This window comes from Mumia sp. zg.B21 (genome assembly GCF_019550855.1).
In the GTDB taxonomy this organism is placed as follows: domain Bacteria; phylum Actinomycetota; class Actinomycetes; order Propionibacteriales; family Nocardioidaceae; genus Mumia.
The window spans coordinates 401,912-421,265 of the sequence record NZ_JAHWCJ010000004.1 but is presented as its reverse complement, the minus strand read 5'-3'; the positions used below and the strand labels follow the sequence as shown (position 1 = coordinate 421,265).

Annotated in this window: 21 protein-coding genes; 9 read left to right on the top strand and 12 right to left on the bottom strand. The window is 70.7% G+C overall.

Annotated features, from left to right (window positions below; translation table 11 throughout):
* Positions 1-90: 90 nt before the first annotated feature.
* The 7 genes from erpA to KV100_RS17260 all read right to left on the bottom strand — a co-directional run bounded on the left by erpA (position 91) and on the right by KV100_RS17260 (position 5,743).
* Positions 91-450, bottom strand: coding sequence for an iron-sulfur cluster insertion protein ErpA (gene erpA, locus KV100_RS17290; RefSeq protein WP_220344334.1), 360 nt, complete (start codon positions 448-450; stop codon positions 91-93).
* A gap of 175 nt (positions 451-625) precedes the next feature.
* Positions 626-1,750, bottom strand: coding sequence for a glycerate kinase (locus tag KV100_RS17285; RefSeq protein WP_220344333.1), 1,125 nt, complete (start codon positions 1,748-1,750; stop codon positions 626-628).
* 3 nt (positions 1,751-1,753) lie between these two features.
* Entirely contained in the window at positions 1,754-3,028 is a 1,275-nt protein-coding gene (locus KV100_RS17280) for an aminotransferase class I/II-fold pyridoxal phosphate-dependent enzyme (RefSeq protein ID WP_220344332.1), read from the bottom strand.
* A 63-nt stretch (positions 3,029-3,091) separates the two neighbouring features.
* On the bottom strand, positions 3,092-3,676 hold the full coding sequence (locus KV100_RS17275; protein WP_220344331.1) for a hypothetical protein: 585 nt from the start codon (positions 3,674-3,676) through the stop codon (positions 3,092-3,094).
* A 7-nt stretch (positions 3,677-3,683) separates the two neighbouring features.
* On the bottom strand, positions 3,684-4,583 hold the full coding sequence (htpX, locus tag KV100_RS17270) for a zinc metalloprotease HtpX (protein WP_220344330.1): 900 nt from the start codon (positions 4,581-4,583) through the stop codon (positions 3,684-3,686).
* Positions 4,584-4,688: 105 nt separating this feature from the next.
* Positions 4,689-4,967: a hypothetical protein gene (locus KV100_RS17265; RefSeq protein WP_220344329.1), complete on the bottom strand. Its 279-nt coding sequence runs from the start codon at positions 4,965-4,967 to the stop codon at positions 4,689-4,691.
* The gene (locus tag KV100_RS17260; RefSeq protein ID WP_220344328.1) at positions 4,964-5,743 is read right to left on the bottom strand and encodes a PspA/IM30 family protein; all 780 of its coding nucleotides are present in this window, start codon (positions 5,741-5,743) and stop codon (positions 4,964-4,966) included. The genes KV100_RS17265 and KV100_RS17260 overlap by 4 nt, the downstream gene beginning before the upstream one ends.
* A 166-nt stretch (positions 5,744-5,909) precedes the next feature.
* On the opposite strand from KV100_RS17260, the gene KV100_RS17255 reads away from it, so the two are divergent.
* The gene (locus KV100_RS17255) at positions 5,910-6,485 is read left to right on the top strand and encodes a DUF3043 domain-containing protein (RefSeq protein WP_220344327.1); all 576 of its coding nucleotides are present in this window, start codon (positions 5,910-5,912) and stop codon (positions 6,483-6,485) included.
* Between the two features lie 12 nt (positions 6,486-6,497).
* On the opposite strand, the gene KV100_RS17250 is transcribed toward KV100_RS17255, so the two are convergent.
* Together KV100_RS17250 and gcvT are read right to left on the bottom strand one after the other, a co-directional pair.
* On the bottom strand, positions 6,498-6,698 hold the full coding sequence (locus KV100_RS17250; RefSeq protein ID WP_220344326.1) for a hypothetical protein: 201 nt from the start codon (positions 6,696-6,698) through the stop codon (positions 6,498-6,500).
* A 25-nt stretch (positions 6,699-6,723) separates the two neighbouring features.
* The gene (gene gcvT, locus KV100_RS17245; RefSeq protein ID WP_220344325.1) at positions 6,724-7,815 is read right to left on the bottom strand and encodes a glycine cleavage system aminomethyltransferase GcvT; all 1,092 of its coding nucleotides are present in this window, start codon (positions 7,813-7,815) and stop codon (positions 6,724-6,726) included.
* Between the two features lie 40 nt (positions 7,816-7,855).
* Here gcvT and KV100_RS17240 point away from each other — a divergent pair, with 40 nt between their 5' ends.
* A complete protein-coding gene (locus tag KV100_RS17240; RefSeq protein ID WP_220344324.1) occupies positions 7,856-9,376 on the top strand; it encodes a leucyl aminopeptidase in 1,521 nt (506 codons plus the stop codon).
* Between the two features lie 18 nt (positions 9,377-9,394).
* Here the strand turns inward: KV100_RS17240 and KV100_RS17235 are convergent, their stop codons facing one another.
* A complete protein-coding gene (locus KV100_RS17235; RefSeq protein WP_220344323.1) occupies positions 9,395-9,760 on the bottom strand; it encodes a hypothetical protein in 366 nt (121 codons plus the stop codon).
* 172 nt (positions 9,761-9,932) lie between these two features.
* Between KV100_RS17235 and lpdA the strand changes: the two genes are divergently transcribed.
* From lpdA to KV100_RS17220, 3 genes are read left to right on the top strand one after another with little or no spacing between them, the layout of a single operon-like run.
* On the top strand, positions 9,933-11,318 hold the full coding sequence (lpdA, locus tag KV100_RS17230) for a dihydrolipoyl dehydrogenase (RefSeq protein ID WP_220344322.1): 1,386 nt from the start codon (positions 9,933-9,935) through the stop codon (positions 11,316-11,318).
* A 21-nt stretch (positions 11,319-11,339) separates the two neighbouring features.
* Positions 11,340-13,274, top strand: coding sequence for a 2-oxoglutarate dehydrogenase, E2 component, dihydrolipoamide succinyltransferase (gene sucB / locus KV100_RS17225; RefSeq protein WP_220344321.1), 1,935 nt, complete (start codon positions 11,340-11,342; stop codon positions 13,272-13,274).
* Between the two features lie 56 nt (positions 13,275-13,330).
* Positions 13,331-14,227, top strand: coding sequence for a TIGR01777 family oxidoreductase (locus tag KV100_RS17220; RefSeq protein WP_220344320.1), 897 nt, complete (start codon positions 13,331-13,333; stop codon positions 14,225-14,227).
* A 38-nt stretch (positions 14,228-14,265) separates the two neighbouring features.
* On the opposite strand, the gene KV100_RS17215 is transcribed toward KV100_RS17220, so the two are convergent.
* A complete protein-coding gene (locus KV100_RS17215) occupies positions 14,266-14,706 on the bottom strand; it encodes a hypothetical protein (RefSeq protein WP_220344319.1) in 441 nt (146 codons plus the stop codon).
* A gap of 100 nt (positions 14,707-14,806) precedes the next feature.
* Between KV100_RS17215 and lipB the strand changes: the two genes are divergently transcribed.
* From lipB to KV100_RS17200, 3 genes are read left to right on the top strand one after another with little or no spacing between them, the layout of a single operon-like run.
* Complete coding sequence (gene lipB / locus KV100_RS17210) at positions 14,807-15,526, top strand: lipoyl(octanoyl) transferase LipB (protein ID WP_220344318.1); 720 nt, start codon at positions 14,807-14,809, stop codon at positions 15,524-15,526.
* 45 nt (positions 15,527-15,571) lie between these two features.
* Positions 15,572-16,507: a lipoyl synthase gene (gene lipA / locus KV100_RS17205; RefSeq protein ID WP_220344317.1), complete on the top strand. Its 936-nt coding sequence runs from the start codon at positions 15,572-15,574 to the stop codon at positions 16,505-16,507.
* Between the two features lie 38 nt (positions 16,508-16,545).
* Entirely contained in the window at positions 16,546-17,262 is a 717-nt protein-coding gene (locus KV100_RS17200; RefSeq protein WP_220344316.1) for a DUF4191 domain-containing protein, read from the top strand.
* A gap of 1 nt (position 17,263) precedes the next feature.
* Here KV100_RS17200 and KV100_RS17195 read toward each other — a convergent pair whose 3' ends face one another.
* Positions 17,264-17,677, bottom strand: coding sequence for an RDD family protein (locus tag KV100_RS17195; RefSeq protein WP_220344315.1), 414 nt, complete (start codon positions 17,675-17,677; stop codon positions 17,264-17,266).
* A 219-nt stretch (positions 17,678-17,896) separates the two neighbouring features.
* Between KV100_RS17195 and glnA the strand changes: the two genes are divergently transcribed.
* Complete coding sequence (glnA, locus tag KV100_RS17190; RefSeq protein ID WP_220344314.1) at positions 17,897-19,315, top strand: type I glutamate--ammonia ligase; 1,419 nt, start codon at positions 17,897-17,899, stop codon at positions 19,313-19,315.
* Positions 19,316-19,354: the final 39 nt, after the last annotated feature.

Here is a 19,354-nt window from a genome sequence, read left to right as displayed (position 1 = left end):
ACTGACCGTACACCTGCGCACGACGACGGCCGCCCGAATAATTCGGACGGCCGTCGTGACGTCAGTGCCCCGGAGGGCCGGCTCAGAGACTCAGTGGAACGAGTCTCCGCACGCGCAGGAGCCCGTCGCGTTGGGGTTGTCGATGGTGAAGCCCTGCTTCTCGATGGTGTCGACGAAGTCGATCGTCGCGCCGTGGAGGTAGGGGACGCTCATCCGGTCGACGACCAACGAGACACCGTCGAACTCACGGGTCTCGTCGCCGTCGAGCGTGCGCTCGTCGAAGAAGAGCTGGTAGCGCAGACCCGAGCACCCGCCCGGCTGCACCGCGATCCGGAGTGCGAGATCGTTGCGCCCCTCCTGCTCGAGGAGGCTCTTCACCTTGGCGGCGGCGCCGTCGGAAAGATTGACACCGGTCAGGGTCTCGCTGGTGTCGGTGCTCTGCACGGTCATGTGTTCTCCCGAAGTCTCTGGTGCGGGTCCGCCCGGATGGAGCGCGCTGTCCACGTCGAACGCAGGGTCCCGCCGTCTCATTCCACCGTACGTCACCTCGACACTCGGATCACGCCGCAGTGCCGCAAGGCTCGTCCTACCCTACGTCGCGGGTCCGACAAGGCCACCTGACCGTTCAGCGGTCGGACCAGGTCCGCGCCACCCGCTCGGCAAGCCGACGCAGCGACTCCGCCGGCAGGCCGAGGGAGTCGGCCTCCCCCACGACGTCGACCATCGCGTACGCCGCCTCGATCCCCATCGCGCGGCGTTCGCGCGCTCCCACCTCGACCCGGCCGGCGAGGACGACGCACGGCCGCAGCGCGCCGCCGGTGATCTCCGCGACCCCGTAGACGACCTTGCCCTCGCGCGACGTGACGTCGAAGGCGCCCTCTCCCGTCAGCACCAGGTCGCTCTCGCGCGCGCGGTCGGCGAGGCCCACCGCCTGCGCGACCATGCCGATGCCGGGCTCGACGGTGGCGCCGAGCAGCTGCAGGGCGAACCCGAGTCCGCCCGCCGCACCGGCGCCCGGCCGATCGGCCACGCGACGCTGCGCCGGGCCTGGACCGCACACCGCGACCACGAAAGCGTCGAGGATCCCGTCGACCCTGATGACGGCGGCGTCGTCGAGCCCTTTCTGCGGCCCGAACGTCCGCGCCGCGCCCAGGAGGCCCAGCAGCGGGTTGCGTACGTCGGTGGCGGCGACGAGCTCCACGTCTCCGAGCCGCTCGCTCGCCGCGGTGACGTCCACCTGGCCGACCCCGGTCAGACCACGGGGACCGGCGTCCAGCGGGACGTCGGCCCGTGCGCCGAGGGCCGCGAGCATCCCCGCGCCGCCGTCGGTGGTCGCGCTCCCACCGAGTCCGACCACGACGCGGGCGGCACCGGCGTCGACGGCCGCGGCGACCAGCTGGCCCACGCCGTACGTCGACGCGTCCTCGGGGCTGCGCCGGGGGTCGGCCTCGAGACCGCACGCGGTCGCCGACTCCACGTAGGCGGTCGACCGGCCGTCGAGGCCGTCCGCGAGGAGCAGCGGCGCCTCCACGAGCGCCCCGAGCGGCCCGCGTACTCCGGAGACGAGGAGGCGCTCACCGCCGAGGGAGGCGTGGAGGACGTCGACGAACCCGGGGCCTCCGTCCGACATCGGCACGAGCGTCATCACGTCGTCGGGCGCGGTACGGAGCCAGCCCTCGGCGATGGCCTCCGCGGCTTCCGGTGCACGCAGCGTGCCCGCGAACGCATCGGGGGCGACCAGCACACGCACCGGTCAGGCCAGCGCCTTCTCGGCCGCCGCGAGCAGCACGCACGTCGCGAGGCCCTCCATGGCCAGGCGCAGGTCGTCGAGCGACGGGTACGTCGGCGCGATCCGGATGTTGCGGTCGCGCGGGTCGCGCCCGTACGGGAACGAGGCACCGGCCGGCGTCAGGGCGATCCCGGCGCCCTTGGCGAGCTCGACCACCCGGGCGGCGGTGCCGTCGACGACGTCGAGACTCACGAAGTAGCCGCCGCGCGGATGCGTCCAGGTGGCGACGTCGTACGGAGCGAGCCGAGACGAGAGCACCTCCTCGACGACCGCGAACTTGGGCGAGATGAGGTCGCGGTGCCGGCGCATCAGGGAGCGGACCCCGTCGGCGTCGCGGAGGAACCGCACGTGGCGCAGCTGGTTGACCTTGTCGGGCCCGATCGACGCGAACTTGAGGTGGCTCTTGAACCAGGCGACGTTCCTCGGCGAGCTGCCGAAGAACGAGACTCCCGACCCGGCGAAGGTGATCTTGGAGGTGGAGGCGAAGACGAGGACCCGCTCGGGGTGTCCACCGGCAGCCGCCAGCGCGAGCGCATCGGCCGACTTCAGCTCGTCGTCGCTCAGGTGGTGCACGGCGTAGGCGTTGTCCCAGAAGATCCGGAAGTCGGGGGCCGCGGCCGGCATCGCCGTGAGGCGCGCGGCGACCTCCGGCGAGGTCACCCCACCGGTCGGGTTGGCGTAGGTCGGGACGAGCCACATGCCCTTGATGGTCGGGTCGTCGGCCACCAGCGACGCGATCGCGTCCGCATCAGGGCCGTCGTCGGTCATGTCGACCGGCACCATCTCGATCCCGAGGGACTCCAGCAGTGCGTAGTGGCGGTCGTACCCGGGCACCGGGCACAGGAAGCGGACGGTCTCCTCGGCCCCCCACGGCCGTGGAGAGTCGGTAAATCCGTGCAGCATGGCCCAGGCGACGGTCTGGTACATCAGGGTCAGGCTCGAGCTGCCCTGCGCGAGCAGCTGCGGGACGGGGATCCCGAGGAGCTCGGCGAAGATCTCGCGAAGCTCCGGGAGGCCCTCCAGACCACCGTAGTTGCGGGTGTCGGTGCCGTCGGCGGCCCGGAAGTCGTCCTTGCCGGGCAGGTCGAGGAGCCCGTTGGAGAGGTCGAGCTGCTCGCTGGACGGTTTGCCCCGTGTCAGGTCGAGCGTGAGCCCGCGCGCACGCAGGTCCTCGTAGGCGGCGCGCTGCTCGGACAGCAGCGAGCCGAGCGCGTCACGATCCAGGGTGTCGATGCTCATGGGGATCCTCGCGAGACGGGGTTCGACGGTGCGTCGTGGCAGGCGGACGCTCCGGGGTGGAATCTATCGAGTGCCGCCGCCGAGCCCGGGAGCGCCCCAGATCGCGAGCCAGCGGCCCAGGTCCTTCTCGATCGGGAGGTCGTCGGTGACGATGCCCCGCACCTGGAGCTCGAGGGTGTTGTCACGGCGCGGCTCGGCGGCCGGGGCGAACGGGTAGAAGGTCCCGCGCTTGTAGAGGTAGACGAGCCCGAGCGCCCTGTCGTCGGCAGTGACGAAGTCGACCACCGAGCAGAGCAGCTGCGGTCCGAACCCGTTGTCGACGAGGGTGCTGTTGACGGCGTGGAGGTCGGTCACCAGCCCGCCGACGTCCTCGGGGTCGTGCTGGACGACGAGCCACGTGAAGCCGTACTGGTCCATCGTGCGCTCGACCTTCGGCCCTCCGTCGGCGTCGAGGAGCTCCTGCACGTCGGCCTGCATCGTGGTGAACGCGGCACCCTCGGTCTGCCGGTAGCACACCGACCCGATGCCGGTCGGCTTGATCGACGCGGCGGCGTCGAGCGTGATCGCTGCCGAGGGCAGCGCGAACAGAGCATCGAGGTCGGCCTGCGCCGGCTTCGATCGGCCCATCAGGGCATCCCAGAGTCCCATCGCCGGCTCAGAGGGGTCGGCCGAGATCGGCGGAGATGTGGGCGAGCTGCTCGAGGCGCTTCTCCACCGGCGGGTGGGAGCTCATCAGGCCGGCGAGCGAGTCGCGAGAGAACGCCGGGGTGGCGAAGAAGAACGCGCTCATGTTCTCGACCTGGCGAAGGTCCTTGCTGGGGATACGTCCCATGTCTCCGGTGATCTTGGTGAGTGCGGAGGCCAGGGCCGAGGGCTTGCCGGTGAGGTACGCACCCGACCGGTCGGCACTCAGCTCGCGGTAGCGCGACAGCGCCCGGGTCAGCAGGAAGCTGATGAAGTAGGCGATCAGGCTCGCGAGCCACACGACCAGGAACATCAGGGCCGCGTTGTTGTTGCGGTCGCGACCGCCACCCATGAACGGGAACCACCGGATGAGGAAGCCGGCGAGCAGGCCGAGCGACGAGGCCACCGTCATGACCGACACGTCACGGTTCGCGACGTGGGCGAGCTCGTGGCTGAGCACACCCTCCAGCTCCTCGCCATCGAGCCGACGCAGGATGCCGGTCGTGACGCAGACCGCGGAGTGGCTCGGCGAACGCCCGGTGGCGAAGGCGTTGGGGAGGTCGGTGTCGGCGACGGCGACGGCCGGCTTGGGCATGTCCGCCAGTGCGCAGAGGCGATCGATCATGCCGTGCAGCTCGGGCGCCTGCTCCGGCGTGACCACTCGGGCGCCCATCGACGCCAGCGCGAGTTTGTCGGAGAAGTACCACTGAGCCCAGGCCAGCGCGACGACCACGACCGCGGCCAGTGCCGCGTTGGGCATGACCGTGATCAGGACGGCGCCGAACGCCAGGTAGAGCACCACCAGCCCCAGGCTGACCGCGCCCATCCGGCGGGTCAGACCCGCGTCGCTGCGAAATCGGGTCTTCGACATGTTTCCTCTCTCGGCATGACTCATGCCCCCTGTCGATCTCAACGCCGACAGGGGCTCGGTCGTTCCCGCCTCGATCGGCGGGAACGACCGTCGTACGCGTGGGGGTCAGCCGGGGATGAAGCCGTCGGTGCCGAGCAGCTCCTCGACCTCGCCGAGCGAGGCGTCGGAGGGGGGCAGCACGAGGTCGGACTGGACGAGCTCCTCGGCCGGCACCTCCTTGCCGATCTCGCGGACCAGGTCGAGCAGACGGTTGAGGGCGTCGCCGAACGCTTCCTCGTCGTGGGCCGCCACCGCGCTCTCCACGACGTCGTCGAGGGAGTTGAGCTGATCGAGGGCGTCGTCGGCGACGTCGAACTGGCCCTCGGACATGATCCGGACGATCACGCCTGCCCCTCCTGCTTCTTCTCCTCGGCCCCTGCCTGCGGGGCGTCGCCGCTGCCGAGGGCCGGCTTGTCCGCCCCGGTCCCCAGCTGCCGCTTCATCGCCTCGAGCTCGGAGTCGACGCTGGAGGTCGACGCCAACGCGTCGAGCTCGCGGGTGATGTCGTCGTTGGGCCCCGCGGTGACGTCCTCGAGCGCACCCGACGCGAGGAGCTCGTCCACCGCTCCCGCACGGGCCTGCATCTGCGCGGTCTTGTCCTCGGCGCGCTGGACGGCCATGCCCACGTCGCCCATCTCCTCGGAGATGCCGGAGAAGGCCTCGTTGATCCGTGTCTGCGCCTCGGCGGCGGTGTAGGTCGCCTTGATCGTCTCCTTGCGGGTCCGGAAGGACTCGACCTTGGCCTGGAGGCGCTTCGACGCGAGCGTGAGCTTCTCCTCCTCCGCCTGGAGCGAGGCGTGCTGCGTGCCGAGGTCGGCGATCTGCTGGTCCAGGCCGGACCGGCGGGTCAGCGCCTCGCGCGCCAAGTCCTCACGGTTGGCGGCGAGCGCCTTCTTGGCCTGGTCCTGGAGCTTGGTCGACTGCTGCTGGAGCTGGTTCATCTGCAGCTCGACCCGCTTGCGGCTGGTCGCGACGTCGGCCACTCCACGACGGACCTTCTGAAGCAGCTCGAGCTGCTTCTGGTAGCTGTAGTCCAGCGTCTCGCGCGGGTCTTCTGCCCGGTCGAGCGCTGAGTTGGCCTTGCTGCGGAAGATCGTGCTCATCCGCTTCATGATGCCCATCGTGGAGTCTGTCCCCTTCACAAGTCCGCTGTTCCCCCCAACCTTACGGGCAGCGACGGCTTCGCGGGAGCGGCTCCGCGCCAGGTAGGCTCGTATCATCGCCGACGCCGCACCGGCCCCGCCGTCCAGCAGGCCCGCGGCACCGACCCCGAAGACCGAGGCACCCGTGTTCCGACGCAGCAACCAGACCGACGCTCCCGCCGAGCCGACCACCGTCGAGCCCAAGCCGTACGGCAAGGGCCGACCGACCCCGACACGCAAGGAGGCGGAGGCGGCACGCAAGGCGGCTCTCAAGTCCCCGAGCTCGCGGCGTGACCTGGCCCGGGCCGACAAGACCCGCCGCGCGGCCGAGCGGATCAAGGTGCGCGAGGCGATGAGCAGCGGGGACGACCGCTACCTGCCCCGACGCGACAAGGGTCCGGTCCGCCGACTGGTCCGCAACGTCGTCGACTCGCGCCGCAACGTCGGCGAGTACCTGATGCCGGTGCTGGTGGTCATCCTGCTGGTGAGCCTCATCCGCGCCCCGTGGGCCGTCACGGCGATCTACGCCTTGTGGCTGGTCACGATCTTCGGCACGATCATCGACTCCTTCGTGCTGGTCCGCCGGGTCAAGCGCGAGGTGCGCGCGGCGTTCCCGGAGGCGAGCACCCGCGGTCTCACGGGCTACGCGATCCTGCGGAGCACCCAGATCCGCCGGCTGCGGCTGCCGAAGCCGCAGGTCGGGCACGGCGAGTCCTACTGAGGGGCGCGCGCCTCAGGCGTGCAGGGACATCGGGCCGAACACCGCTCGACCGTCTTCCAGCAGCGTGACCTGGTCGACCCCCTGGTCGGCCAGGTCGCCGTAGAACTCCCCCACCCACGACTCCGCGTCTCCGCGGCTCGCGAACGTGCCGCCGTCGTCCTCGGGCGACACCGGAGTCCCGTCCTTCGTCTCGAACTGCCACGTCCACGCCATGGGCGGAAGCCTAGAGTGCCGCGGCTCAGCGCGTCGACGACGGCACGAACGGCGGCGCCGTCACGACGAACGCCTCCGTACGACCGCGGACGTCGACGGTGACCTCGTCGCCGAGTCCCACCGCGCGGTCGAGCAGCGCGAGCGCGACGCCCTTGCGCAGCGTGGGTGAGAACGTGCCGGAGGTGACCCTGCCGACCTCCGACCCGTCGGCGGCGACGGCCATGCCCGGTCGCGGGATCCCGCGACCGGAGGCGACCAGTCCTCGGAGCAGGGGGGAGTCCTTGGCGGCCTTCTGCGCCAGCAGCGCATCGCGGCCCCAGAACTCCGGCTTGTCCCACCCGACGGCCCACCCGAGGCGGGCCATGACCGGGGTGATCTCACGCGAGAGGTCCTGACCGTGGAGCGGGTAGCCCATCTCCGTCCGAAGCGTGTCGCGGGCGCCGAGACCGCAGGCCCGGATCGCGTACGGCTCGCCGGCCGCCATGATCGCGTCCCACGCGGCGACCGCGGCGGTGGCAGGGAGGACGATCTCGTACCCGCGCTCGCCGGTGTAGCCGGTCCGGCACACGGTGATCGCCTCGCCGCCGAGCTCGGCCTGCGCGTACGACATGTAGTCGTGCGCGACCGGCAGGCCCATCGCCTGGAGGGTCTCGTCGCTGCGCGGACCCTGGACCGCGAGCACGACCAGGTCGTGGTGGCGGTCGGTGATCGTCACGCCGTCGGGAGCGCGTTCGACGAGCCGGCGGACCACCTCGGCGGTGTTGGCCGCGTTGGGGACGAGAAGGACGTCGTCGTCGGCGCGGAGATAGGCGATGAGGTCATCGATGACGCCTCCGTCGTCGTCGCAGCACAGCGTGTACTGCGCCTGACCGGGACCGATCCGGTCGAACGCGTTGGTGAGGCAGCGGTCCAGGTACGCCGCCGCCCCCGGGCCCTCGACCGTCGCCTTGCCGAGGTGGCTGACGTCGAAGACCCCCACCGCCTCGCGGACCGCCTTGTGCTCGGCGAGCACGCCGCCCCCGGCGTACTCCAACGGCATCTCCCATCCTCCGAACTCGGCCATCTTGGCGCCGAGCTGCAGGTGGCGGTCGTGCAACGGGGAGTGCGCAAGCGTCATGCATCAGAACCTATCCCCACCCGTCGGTAGGCTGGCCGCCATGGCCCCGAAGAACCCAGAGCCCACCCTGTCCCTCAGCTCCGCCGCCCCGACGACCACGCGAGCAGACGTCGTCGTCGTCGGTGTCGGGCCTGATCTCAAGCCGGCGGCTCCCGCCGACGAGATCGGCAAAGCCTTCGGCAGGTCGTTCGGACCGACCCTGACTGCGCTCGGATTCAAGGGCAAGAAGGGCGACGTCGCCCTTGTCCCGACCTCCGGCGCGATCAAGGCCGGCATCGTCATCGCCGTCGGTCTCGGCGAGGAGCCGACCAGCTCCGACCTGCGCAAGGCTGCCGCCCGCGCGATCAAGGCCGTCCACAACGCCTCCACCGTCGCCGTGGCGCTCCCGACGGCCGACCCGGACGCGGTTCGCGCGGTCGCCGAGGGCGTCCTGCTGGGCGGCTACCGCTTCGACCGCTACCGCACCGGGAGCGACGCGAAGGATGCCGCCGCCGACCGGCCCAGCGCTGTCCTGGTCCTGACGCGACTGTCCCGCGACGCTGAGGCGCTCGCGTCCCTCGAGGCGGCGAAGGCGGTCGCCACCGCCGTCAACCGGACGCGCGACTGGGTCAACACGGGCCCGGGCGACCTGACCCCGGCGGCGTTCGCCGACGCGGTCACCGAAGCTGCCAAGGCCGACGGCACGGCTGGAGTGAAGGTCGCCGTGTGGGACGAGGTCCGCCTCGCCAAGGAGAGCTGCGGCGGCATCCTCGGCGTCGGCCAGGGCTCGAGCAACCCCCCGCGGCTGGTGCAGGTCACCTACAGGCCCAAGAAGCCGGTCGCGCACCTGGCGCTGGTCGGCAAGGGGATCACGTTCGACTCCGGAGGCCTCAGCCTCAAGCCGGGCGCCAGCATGATGACGATGAAGTGCGACATGGCCGGCGCCGCGTCGGTGCTGGCGGCGACGTTCGCGATCGCCTCCCTGGGTCTGCCGGTCCAGGTCACCTGCATCGCCTCCATGGCCGAGAACATGCCGAGCGGTACGGCGATGCGTCCCGGAGACGTGATCGCGATCCGTGGCGGCACCACCGTCGAGGTGCTCAACACCGACGCCGAAGGCAGGCTCGTGCTCGCCGACGGACTGGTCGTTGCGACGGAGGCCAAGCCGGACGTGCTCGTCGACGTGGCGACTCTCACCGGTGCCGCCATGGTCGCGCTCGGGCAGCAGACCGCCGCGGTGATGAGCAACGACGACGCGTTGCGCGACCAGGTCCTCGACGTCGCCGACTCCGTGGGCGAGGCCTTCTGGGCGCTGCCGATCACCGATGAGGTCACCACGCGGGTCACGAGCTCCGACGTGGCAGACCTGCGCCAGCACAACCCGAAGCCAGCGGGCGGCGCCCTCTTCGCCGCGGCGTTCCTCCAGGAGTTCGTCGGCGAGACGAGGTGGGCGCACCTGGACATCGCCGGCCCGGCCTACAACGACGGCGGCGCGTACGACGAGGTGCCCAAGGGCGGCACCGGGATGAGCGTGCGGACGCTCGTCGGGCTCGCGGAGCGCCTGGCCCGCAGCGTCGACTGACGGCGGGCGACCGGGAGGTCAGTCCCCCGCCGACTCCTCCCGGTCGCGGCGCTTGCGCTCGGCCGCGACGCGCCGGTTGTATTCACGCATGCGCTGCGGGTAGCCGACCACCGCGGCGTCGTACGTCGGCACGCGATGCTTGTTGCCGAAGTCGTGGGCCCACGACGCCGAGGGAACCCGCCGACGCGTCCACTCGCCGTCCTTGGCGACCAGCAGCAGGGTGACCTGCGAGACCGCGGTCGGTGGCTCGACGAAACCCTCGACACCCGCCCGTGACTCGATGAACTTCTCCAGGTGGGCCCGGTCGGCGGTGTCCGAGGCGCGGTCGGAGACCACGGCGCCACCGCCGGTGCGGTTGCGCTTCTTGCGTCGGAAGAGCCCCATCGGGTGTGCTCCTGAGGGTCGTGAGCGGGGCGGTCCCTGCTGCTGTCTGGGTCCAGTCTGCCGTACTCACGGGTAGCGCCCCCACGTGTGCACCGTGGTGCCCGCAGTGACAGGATGAGGGGCGGCAGCAGGCGGCGAAGATCTCGTCGCCCACACCGTCTGGAGGCAATTCGTGACCCGTTCCGCCCCCCCTGACCACGATGTCGTGGTGCTCGGCGGCGGAAGCGGCGGGTACGCCACCGCACTCCGGGCCCGGCAGCTCGGCCTGAGCGTCGCCCTCGTGGAGGAGGCCAAGCTCGGCGGTACCTGCCTCCACCTGGGGTGCATCCCGACCAAGGCCATGCTGCATGCGGCCGAGGTCGCCGACGCCGCCAGGGACGCCTCCGCGTTCGGCGTCCGCGCGACTTACGACGGGGTGGACCTCGCCGCGGTCGGCGCCTACCGGGCCGGTGTCGTCGAGCGCCTCTACCGAGGTCTCCAAGGGCTCGTCCGCGGCGCCGGCATCGACGTCGTCGAAGGCACGGGACGCCTGGTCGGACCGCGGTCGGTCGCCGTCGGCGACACCGTGGTCACCGGACGGACCCTGGTCCTCGCCACCGGGTCGTACGCTCGGACGCTGCCGGGGGTCGAGATCACCGGCCGCGTCGTGACCTCCGACGGCGCGCTCGCCCTCGAGGAGCTCCCGCGTCGCGTCGTCGTCGTGGGAGGGAGCGTGATCGGCGTCGAGCTGGCATCGGTCTGGCGCTCGTTCGGTTCCGAGGTCACCGTCGTCGAGGCGCTGCCCCACCTCGTGCCGCTGGAGGACGAGACCCTCTCGGTCCACCTCGAGCGCGCGTTCCGCAAGCGAGGGATCGCGTTCCGGACCGGGACGCCGATCACCGGCGTCAAGCAGGACGACACCACCGCGTACGTGACGCTCGACGGCGGGGAGACCCTCGAGGCCGACCTCGTCCTCGTGGCCGTCGGGCGCGGCCCTCGTACGGACGGGCTCGGCCTCGCCGAGCACGGGATCACCGTCGACCGCGGCTTCGTGGTCACCGACGAGCGGCTCCGGACGTCGGTCGACGGGGTCTATGCCGTCGGTGACGTCGTCCGAGGGCTGCAGCTCGCCCACCGCGGTTTCGCCCACGGGATCTTCGTCGCCGAAGACGTCGCGGGTCGCGGACCCCGGCCGGTCGTCGACAGCGGGATCCCCCGAGTGACCTACTGCGACCCCGAGATCGCCTCGGTCGGTCTGACCGAGGCACAGGCCCGTGCCGCCCACGGAGACGACCGGGTCACGACGTACGAGTACAACCTCGCCGGCAACGGCAAGACCCAGATCCTCCGCTCGTCCGGCCTCGTCAAGGTCGTCCGCGAGGTGGACGGCCCGGTCCTCGGCGTCCACATGATCGGCGCTCGGATGGGCGAGCAGGTCGGCGAGGCATCCTTGTGGGTGAACTGGGACGCATTTCCCGAGGACGTCGCCGCTTTCGTCCACGCCCACCCCACCCAGAACGAAGCTCTCGGCGAGGCCGCGCTGGCTCTCGCCGGATCACCACTCCACGCACACGCCTGAGATCAGACAGGGGTTCTACCCATGGCAACGCCCGTCACGCTTCCAGAGCTCGGAGAGAGCGTCACCGAAGGCACCGTCACCCGGTGGCTGAAGCAGGTCGGCGACGAGGTCGCCGTCGACGAGCCGCTCCTCGAGGTCTCCACCGACAAGGTCGACACCGAGATCCCCTCCCCCGTCGCCGGGACGCTCCTGGAGATCTCCGCCGGCGAGGACGAGACCGTCGAGGTCGGCGCCGTCCTCGCGACCATCGGTGAGAACGGCGAGTCCACCGGCGACGCCGCTCCGGCCGCCGAGGAGTCGCCGGCAGACGAGCAGCAGCCTGCCCAGACCCAGTCCGCCGAGGACGAGGCTCCCGAGGAGGATCCGGGCGAGGCGAGTGCCCCACCGGCCGACGACACCACACCCGCCGCGGCCGCCGAGGAGGGTGACGACTCGGCTCCGGCGCAGGCCGAGCCCGCTGCCTCGTCCGGTGACTCCGGCGGCTCGGGTGACTCGGGCGGCTCGGGCGACGCGACGCCGGTGACCCTGCCGGAGCTCGGAGAGAGCGTCACCGAAGGCACCGTCACCCGGTGGCTCAAGCAGGTCGGCGACGAGGTCGCCGTCGACGAGCCGCTCCTCGAGGTCTCCACCGACAAGGTCGACACCGAGATCCCCTCCCCCGTCGCCGGGACACTCCTGGAGATCTCCGCCGGCGAGGACGAGACCGTCGAGGTCGGCGGTCAGCTCGCCCTCATCGGGTCCGGTGACGCCGGTGGATCGTCGGCGCCCGCCGAGGCGCCGGCCGCACCCGCGGAGCCGCAGCAGGAGGAGCCTGCGCAGCAGGAGCAGCCTGCCGAGGAGCCGCAGCAGAAGACCGAGCAGCCGGCGACGGAGCAGACGCCTCAGGAGGAGCCGACCGAGGCTCCGAAGGCGCAGACCGAGTCGGACCAGCCCTCCGAGCCGTCCTCGGCACGGAGCCAGGAGCCCTCTGCCGACACGCAGACGCCCGAGACGCAGACGGCCGGGACGGCACCGAGCGCGGTCAAGCCGGACGGGCGCCAGTACGTGACGCCGATCGTCCGCAAGCTGGCCGAGCGCGAGGGCGTCTCTCTCGACGACGTGTCCGGCACCGGCGTCGGCGGCCGTATCCGCAAGCAGGACGTCCTCGACGCCGCCGAGAAGGCACGTCAGGCCGCGGCTGCCGCCGCGACGCCTGCCGCTCCCGCCGCGGGCTCGACCGGACCCGACACGTCGGGCCTGGCCGGCACGGTCAAGAAGGCCAACCGGATCCGTCAGCTGACCGCCATCAAGACCAAGGAGTCGCTCCAGGTCGCGGCCCAGCTGACCCAGGTCCACGAGGTCGACCTCACTCGCATCGCCGCCCTGCGCGCGAAGCACAAGGCGGCCTTCCTCGACCGCGAGGGCGTCAAGCTGACCTACCTGCCGTTCATCGCCAAGGCGACGGTCGAGGCCTTGAAGGCCCACCCGAACGTCAACGCGTCGTACGACGAGGAGTCGAAGGAGATCACCTACCACGCGTCGATCAACCTCGGCATCGCCGTCGACACCGAGCGTGGCCTGCTCTCGATCGTCGTCCACGACGCCGGCGACCTGAGCCTCGCCGGCCTCGCCCAGCGGATCAACGACCTCGCCACCCGCGCTCGCAGCGGTGACATCAAGCCGAACGAGCTCTCCGGCGGGACGTTCACGATCACCAACATCGGCAGCTTCGGCGGACTGTTCGACACGCCGATCCTGGTTCAGCCTCAGGCGGCGATGCTGGCGACCGGCGCCGTGGTCAAGCGCCCCGTCGTGGTCGCCGACGCCGACGGCAACGACACGATCGCGATCCGGTCGATGGCCTACCTGCCGATGACGTACGACCACCGTCTCGTCGACGGTGCCGACGCCGGACGCTTCCTGACCACGGTCAAGAAGCGCCTGGAGGAGGGCGCCTTCGAGGCCGAGCTCGGCTGACCCTCGGCGCGACGACACAGCAGGACAGAAGCGCGTGCCCCGGACAGGATGGGGGCATGCGCTTCTGTCTTGCCGGCGCGTCCGGCTTCCTCGGTACGGCGCTCGGCGCGCACCTGCGCGAAGAGGGGCACGAGGTGGTACGGCTGGTGCGGAGACCGGCACGCGGTCCGTTCGAGGCGAGCTGGGACCCCGACTCCGGTGATCTCGACCAGTCTGTGATCGATGGCGCCGACGTGGTCGTCAGCCTCTCCGGCGCTCCCATCGCGCACTGGCCGTGGACCTCCTCGTACCGGCGTGAGCTGGTCGACTCGCGAGTGAGCACGACGACCACGATCGCCACGGCGGTCGCTCGAGCGCCTCGCCCTCCCGTCCTGCTCTCCGGCAGCGGCATCAACGCGTACGGGGAGGACCGTGCTGACACGCTCCTCGTCGAGGGCACGCCGCGAGGACCGGGCTTCCTCGCCGACGTGGTCGAGGCGTGGGAGGCCGCAGCGGCTCCGGCGGTCGACGCCGGCGCACGGGTGTGCTTCCTTCGTACGGCGCCCGTCCTCGACGGGTCCGGCGGGTTGCTCAAGGTCATCTCGCTGCCGTTCCGCCTCGGCGTGGGCGGCCGACTGGGGTCGGGCGAGCAGTACTTTCCGGTGATCAGCCTGCGCGACTGGGTGGGCGCGGTGTCATTCCTCGCCGAGGACGAGGACGCCTCCGGGCCCTACAACCTCGTCGCCCCCGAGCCGTCGACCAACGCGGAGTTCACGAAGGCACTCGCCGGTGCGCTCCACCGGCCGTCGTTGCTGCCCGTGCCGTCACCGGCGATGCGTATCGCGCTCGGCGGACTGTCGGCGCTCGCTCTCGGCTCGCTGCGCGCGGCCCCGCGCCGACTCGAGGAGGACGGCTACGCCTTCGCCGACCACGACATCGGTGAGGTCGTCGCGACGGCGCTCGGCTCGACGTAGGGCTAGCGCCGGGCTCCGCGACACGGACGACACCGACGTCAGCCGGCCAGCCGGTGGACCGTCGCGATGCGCCAGCCCACCGACGTCCGTACGAGCACGATGCGGCGGTCGGTCGCGCCGTCCCTCGGCAAGAGACGCCAGGAGCCGCCCGGGCGACGCACTCGGACCGGCTCGAGCCGGTCCACCACCCGGAGCACGGCTCGCGTCCCGGTCGCGCTCTCCACCTCGAAGCCCAGCAGCTCGAACCGGACGTCGTCGATCTCGAGCCCTCGCGCAGCGTAGTCCCGTACGAGACGCTCGTCGTCGGCCCGCTGCGCGCTGCCGGGCGCGTACACGTCGTCGAGCAGGCTCGGGTCAGCGCGGACGAACGCGGCCGACCGGCCGTCGTCGAGCACCGCCAGGCGATCCATCCACGTGGCACTCTGCGCGACGGGCCCCGCGATCGCCATCGCCGCGCACATCATGCTGACCGGATCCATCGCACCAGCATTCCGCACTCGGCCCTGTCCCCGCGGCGGTCGTCCACAGGGCGTGCGGTGACCGCTCGAGGCAGTGCACGACCCGCGTTAGGGTGAGGTCGTGAGCGCGCTGGAGGTCCGCAGGATCGGGCTCGGGTCCGACGAGACCGACTACGAGGAGATGTGGGCGCTGCAGCGTGAGCTGCACGCAGCGCGCGTCGCCGACCGGCGCAGTGACGTCGTCCTGTTCCTTGAGCACTCCCCCGTCTTCACCGCCGGCAAGCGCACCGAGGGCTGGGAGCGGCCTCGCGACGGCAGCAAGGTCGTCGACATCGACCGTGGCGGCAACATCACCTTCCACGGCCCCGGGCAGCTGGTCGGATACCCGATCGTCAAGCTCCCCCCGCACGTCCTCGTCGTCGACTACGTCCGGCGGGTCGAAGAGGCGATGATCCGGACCGTCGCCGATCTGGGTGTGACCTGCGGACGGGTCGAGGGGCGCTCCGGCGTCTGGGTCGCGGCCGACGACCGCGGCCCCGAGCGCAAGCTCGGCCAGATCGGCATCCGCGTCGCGGGTGGCGTCACGATGCACGGTCTGGCTCTCAACGCGTGCGTCGACATGGACTGGTTCGCCAAGATCGTCCCGTGCGGCATCGCCGACGCGGGCGTCACCTCGCTCAGCCTCGAGCTCGACCGTACGGTCAGCACCACCGAGGTCGCGGACGCCCTCGAGCCCCACCTGCGTGATCTGCTCGCCTGGGAGCCGTACACGGCCAGCCCTGATCTCGCGCACGCGGCTCCGGCTGCCACCGTCTCGTACGGCCTCTCTCCGCACCTCTGACGGCCCTCCCCGTGTGATCACCCGCAGGCACGTAGGGTGAAGGACGTGACGATCGCACCCGAAGGACGCAAGCTGCTCCGTCTCGAGGCCCGCAACGCCGAGACACCGATCGAGAAGAAGCCCGAGTGGATCAAGACCCGGGCCAAGACGGGTCCGGAATACACCGAGCTCAAAAAGCTCGTGAAGTCCGAAGGCCTTCACACCGTCTGCCAGGAGGCGGGCTGCCCCAACATCTACGAGTGCTGGGAAGACCGCGAGGCCACCTTCCTCATCGGGGGTGAGCAGTGCACCCGGCGCTGCGACTTCTGCCAGATCGACACCGGCAAGCCCGAGGCTCTCGACCGTGACGAGCCCCGCCGGGTCGCCGAGAGCGTCCGGACGATGGGCCTCCGTTACGCCACGATCACAGGGGTCGCCCGCGACGACCTGCCCGACGGCGGCGCCTGGCTGTACGCCGAGACCGTCCGCAAGATCCACGAGCTCAACCCGGACACCGGCGTCGAGAACCTGATCCCGGACTTCAACGGCAAGCCGGAGCTGCTCGAGGAGGTCTTCTCCTCGCGTCCGGAGGTGCTCGCCCACAACGTGGAGACGGTGCCGCGGATCTTCAAGCGCATCCGGCCGGCGTTCCGCTACGAGCGGTCGCTGGACGTGATCACGCAGGCCCGCGCGTACGGGCTGGTCACGAAGTCCAACCTGATCCTCGGGATGGGCGAGACCCGCGACGAGATCTCGCAGGCGATGCGCGACCTGCACGACGCAGGCTGCGAGCTGCTCACCATCACGCAGTACCTCCGTCCTTCGGTCCGCCACCACCCGGTGGAGCGGTGGGTCAAGCCGGAGGAGTTCGTGGAGCTCGGCTCCGAGGCCGAGGAGATCGGTTTCGCGGGCGTCCTGTCCGGCCCCCTGGTCCGGTCGTCCTACCGCGCCGGACGGCTCTACAAGCAGGCGATCGAGGCGCGCACGACCGCGACGGCCTGAGGCCCCAGGGCGGTCGGCGACCGCGTACCCTGGGAGGCATGTCCACACCTGACTCGCCGCCGCAGGGTCGCCTCGCGCAGATCCGGTCCGCCTACACGATCACCAAGCGCTCCGACAAGACGATCGGTCTCAGGCTCCTCGCCTGGTTCCTGGTCGTCGGTGGCGCAGTGTTCGCGCTCGGCTGGTTCCTCGGTGGCAAGGGCAGCCTCCTCGGCATCATCCTGGTCTCGCTGCTCTCGGTGCTGACCGGTGTGCTCGCCGCGCTCATCGTCTTCGGGCGTCGCGCTGAGAAGGCGGCCTACGCGCAGGTGGAGGGCCAGGTCGGCGCCGCCGCCGGTGCGCTCGGGATGCTCAAGCGCGGCTGGAAGGTCGACCAGGCCGTGGCCTTCACCAAGAGCCAGGACGTCGTCCACCGCGTCGTCGGTCCGCCGGGGATCGTGCTCGTCGGCGAGGGCAATCCCAACCGCGTCCGCAACCTGCTTGCCGTCGAGCGCAAGAAGACGGTCCGCATCGTCGGTGAGGAGGTCCCGGTGACGACCGTCGTCGTCGGCCGCGACACCGACAAGGGCGAGGTTCCGCTCCCCAAGCTGGTCACCTCGATCCGCAAGTCCAAGCGCGCCCTGAAGCCGGCCCAGATCACCCCGGTGCTCAACAAGCTCAAGGCGCTCGACGCGATGCGGCCGCAGGCGCCCCTTCCCCGCGGCCCGATCCCGACCAGCGGCAAGGGCGCCCGTCGGATGATGCAGGGCCGCTGACCTAGCCGGCAGGCGGCGTGCTCCGCGGCCGGATGTAGGTGATCACGGAGCGGGCGACCACGTCGTGGAGGCCACGGCCCTCCTTGTTCTGGAGCAGCGGCGGCACCAGCAGGCAGATCATGCCGGTACGGACGAATGCCCGCAGACCGATCGGACGTCCGTCCGGCCCGACGACGCAGATGCCGACGATCCGCTTGCCGATCGAGAAGCCGAGCGTCGCATCGAGCAGCGAGACCTGCAGCCAGAACGCCAGCAGCGTCCACCAGCCGCTCAGGGAGCCGGCGCCGAACGCGGGTGAGTTGGTCACCAGCGCCGCCGTGAACAGCGCGACGAACCAGTCGATCAGCAGGGCGACGACGCGGCGGCCGAACCCGGCGACCTCCGGCATCGACATGGTGGGGATGCTCGTGGACACGTCGACAACCCTACGTGGGGGTCCCGAGCGACCTGGTCGTCGCGTCGTACGTCTGGGGGCGCGTTCGCGGCCGTGATCCGCACTTCGTAACATGGCGGAAACATTCGGGTCATGGATGGGTAACTGGCTCTGCTTACGTTCGTGGAACACAGCGACGTGCCCCAGTTCGCCCCCCGCACACGACGGCCGGCCTGATCGTGCCCCGGCCGAGGAGGCTTCATGTTCTCAAACCGCGACGAGCTCTTGGCCTACATCAGGGACGAGGGCGTCAAGTTCGTCGATGTCCGTTTCACCGACCTTCCCGGCATCCAGCAGCACTTCACGGTGCCCGTGTCGTCGTTCGACGAGTCGGTGTTCGAGGACGGGCTGATGTTCGACGGCTCCTCGGTGCGCGGCTTCCAGGCGATCCACGAGTCCGACATGGCGCTCTTCCCGGACCCGGCGACCGCCTACATCGACCCGTTCCGCCCCGAGAAGACCCTCGCGCTCGAGTTCTTCGTCCACGACCCGCTGACCGGCGAGGCGTACTCGCGCGACCCGCGCAACATCGCCCGCAAGGCTGAGGCCTACCTCGCGAGCACCGGCATCGGCGACACGGCGTTCTTCGCCCCCGAGGCCGAGTTCTACGTCTTCGACAAGGCGCGCTTCGAGACGTCGGCCAACCGCGGCTTCTACGAGATCGACTCCATCGCCGGCGCCTGGAACACCGGCGCCGAGGAGGAGGCTCGCGGCTACAAGGTGCGCTACAAGGGCGGCTACTTCCCCGTCTCCCCCACCGACCACTTCGCAGACCTGCGCAACGACATGGTCCTCCACCTCGAGGACGCCGGCCTGCAGGTCGAGCGCGCGCACCACGAGGTCGGCACGGCCGGTCAGGCGGAGATCAACTACCGCTTCGACACGCTGCTCAAGGCGGCCGACGATGTGATGAAGTTCAAGTACATCATCCGCAACACCGCCTGGGCCGCCGGCAAGACGGCGACCTTCATGCCGAAGCCCATCTTCGGCGACAACGGCTCGGGCATGCACTGCCACCAGTCGATCTGGAAGGACGGCGAGCCGCTCTTCTACGACGAGGCGGGCTACGGCGGCCTCTCGGAGATGGCGCGCTACTACATCGGCGGCATCCTGAAGCACGCGCCGTCGCTGCTCGCGTTCACCAACCCGACGGTGAACTCGTACCACCGTCTGGTGCCGGGCTTCGAGGCGCCGATCGCCCTCGTCTACAGCTCGCGCAACCGCTCGGCGTGCGTGCGCATCCCGATCACGGGCTCGAACCCGAAGGCCAAGCGCATCGAGTTCCGCTGCCCCGACCCGTCGGCGAACCCGTACCTCGCGTTCTCCGCCCTGCTGCTCGCCGGCATCGACGGCATCAAGAACAAGATCGAGCCGCCGGAGCCGATCGACAAGAACATCTACGAGCTGCCGCCGGACGAGTACAACCAGATCGAGTCGGTGCCGACCTCGCTCGACGCCGTGCTCGACTCGCTCGAGGCCGACCACGAGTTCCTCACCCAGGGCGACGTCTTCACGCCGGACCTGATCGAGACGTGGATCGAGTACAAGCGCGAGAACGAGATCCTGCCGATCCAGCAGCGTCCGCACCCGCACGAGTTCGAGCTCTACTACGACATCTGATCCGCGTGGCCTGACGGCCGCCTGACAGGTGCCTGAAAC

Coding starts and splice junctions, on each gene's coding strand:
- gcvT (WP_220344325.1), bottom strand. CDS start 7,815: ATGACGCTTGCGCACTCCCCGTTGCACGACCGCCACCTGCAGCTCGGC.
- KV100_RS17275 (WP_220344331.1), bottom strand. CDS start 3,676: ATGGGACTCTGGGATGCCCTGATGGGCCGATCGAAGCCGGCGCAGGCC.
- KV100_RS17280 (WP_220344332.1), bottom strand. CDS start 3,028: ATGAGCATCGACACCCTGGATCGTGACGCGCTCGGCTCGCTGCTGTCC.
- KV100_RS17220 (WP_220344320.1), top strand. CDS start 13,331: ATGCGCTTCTGTCTTGCCGGCGCGTCCGGCTTCCTCGGTACGGCGCTC.
- KV100_RS17200 (WP_220344316.1), top strand. CDS start 16,546: ATGTCCACACCTGACTCGCCGCCGCAGGGTCGCCTCGCGCAGATCCGG.
- KV100_RS17215 (WP_220344319.1), bottom strand. CDS start 14,706: ATGGATCCGGTCAGCATGATGTGCGCGGCGATGGCGATCGCGGGGCCC.
- KV100_RS17250 (WP_220344326.1), bottom strand. CDS start 6,698: ATGGCGTGGACGTGGCAGTTCGAGACGAAGGACGGGACTCCGGTGTCG.
- KV100_RS17235 (WP_220344323.1), bottom strand. CDS start 9,760: ATGGGGCTCTTCCGACGCAAGAAGCGCAACCGCACCGGCGGTGGCGCC.
- KV100_RS17240 (WP_220344324.1), top strand. CDS start 7,856: ATGGCCCCGAAGAACCCAGAGCCCACCCTGTCCCTCAGCTCCGCCGCC.
- glnA (WP_220344314.1), top strand. CDS start 17,897: ATGTTCTCAAACCGCGACGAGCTCTTGGCCTACATCAGGGACGAGGGC.
- KV100_RS17260 (WP_220344328.1), bottom strand. CDS start 5,743: ATGGGCATCATGAAGCGGATGAGCACGATCTTCCGCAGCAAGGCCAAC.
- sucB (WP_220344321.1), top strand. CDS start 11,340: ATGGCAACGCCCGTCACGCTTCCAGAGCTCGGAGAGAGCGTCACCGAA.
- erpA (WP_220344334.1), bottom strand. CDS start 450: ATGACCGTGCAGAGCACCGACACCAGCGAGACCCTGACCGGTGTCAAT.
- htpX (WP_220344330.1), bottom strand. CDS start 4,583: ATGTCGAAGACCCGATTTCGCAGCGACGCGGGTCTGACCCGCCGGATG.